The 1,503-nt window shown below is 68.8% G+C and carries 1 protein-coding gene; it reads right to left on the reverse strand.

Translation table 11 applies throughout. The features are described from left to right. A partial coding sequence (locus AB0O00_RS39060) for a Helicase associated domain protein (RefSeq protein ID WP_363659425.1) occupies nucleotides 1-1,440 on the reverse strand: 1,440 nt, incomplete at its 3' end. Between the last annotated feature and the right edge of the window lie 63 nt (nucleotides 1,441-1,503).

Here is a 1,503-nt window from a genome sequence, read left to right on the forward strand (position 1 = left end):
GCCGTCGGACTCCAGCCACCACTGCCGCGCGGTGGCGTAGGCGCGCTGCCAGGTGATCGGCCACACCGGGCACCACCACGGGTCGATCTCCTCCAGCGCCCGGCGCCGCTCGGGCGACAGCGCGCCCTGCTCCCCGGCCGGCACCTGCGCGGAGGCCCGCAGCTCCGAGAGCCACGTCCCGATCGCGTATCCACCGACCGAGGCCCGCGCCGGCGCCGCCAGGCTCCCGCCGTGGCCCTTTGCCCACACCCGCGCCCAGTCGAGACCGGCCTCGAACCGTGCGTCCGAGACGGACCAGATCATCCCGAGCGCGTCCAGCATCTCCACCCGGTATGACGCCAGCTCACCATTCGCATTCTCGCCGCGCCGGTCCGACAGCCACTTTCCGAGCGGGTAATTCCCGTTCTCCCCGACGAGAGCGGAATAGGGAACGTCAAGCCCGCCGGTTTCCTCGAACCACCGCCGCGCGTGGCCGATTCCCTCCCGCCAGAGCTGCGTCTCGCCGACCAGAACCCTGGAGGCGATGAACAGTGCGAGCACGTTCTCATCCACCGGCGTCTGGAACCGTACCGGCAGCGTGAACGCCCCCGACCCACCCGCACCCACACCGCTCTCACCAGGCCCGACAGCGGCCTCAGCGCTGCGCCCCTTGGTGCGCTTGCCGGACTTCTGCGGCACCGCGAGGGCCTCCACCACCTTGGCATCGTGGCTGCGCAGCGCGGTAAGGATCTTGACCAGGGGCCCGTAGGAATCGGACTCCAGGATGTCCCCGGGTTCCTCTCCCGGCTTGAGGAAAACCGGTACGATCAGGCTGGCGGTCTTTCCCTCGCCGGGCTGCATGCGCAGGGCCCGGCCGATGGCCTGGACGATATCCACCATGCTGCCCCTGCCCTGGAGAAGCACCGAATCTGCATTCGGCATGTCAACGCCCTCGCCCAGGACTTTGCAGTTGCTGAAGATCCGGTGCTTGAGCCCGTCGTCCTCCTCGCCCCGCCCGAAGTCCCCGATGAGCTCCTTGCGGTAGTCGATCTCATGCTCACCAGAGAGCCACTGTGCCCAGAATTCCGGCGGGTATTTCTGCGGGTTCTCGAAGTGCAGCTTCTCGACGGTCTGGTTCAGCGTCTCGCTGAAATAGCGGGCCTCAATCGTGCGGTTGTGGAACGTGATGCAGCGCTCCAGGTCCCGCTCCACTACGGTCTTGATCAGCCCGGCCTGGATGGCCGCGATGTGCGCGGCCGGCACCTCGTCCTCGCTGCCGTCCTCGGCCTCGCCGACGCCTGGTCCCCACGGCACGCCCTGCTTCTCGGCGCCCTGGCGGTCGCCGAGCGGATCGCGCAGCTCCAGGACCACGATCTCGAACGGGGCCAGCAGCTTGCGGTCGATCGCCTCCGCCAGGCCCAGGGAGTAGACGTGCGGCCCGTAGATCCGCTGATCGTCCATGGACACCGCCAGCTCCTCCGGCAGCGGCTGGTAGGCCCCCTCACGGCCCTTCATCGGGCGCTT

The organism is Kitasatospora sp. NPDC093558 (assembly GCF_040683475.1).
In the GTDB taxonomy this organism is placed as follows: Bacteria; Actinomycetota; Actinomycetes; order Streptomycetales; family Streptomycetaceae; genus Kitasatospora.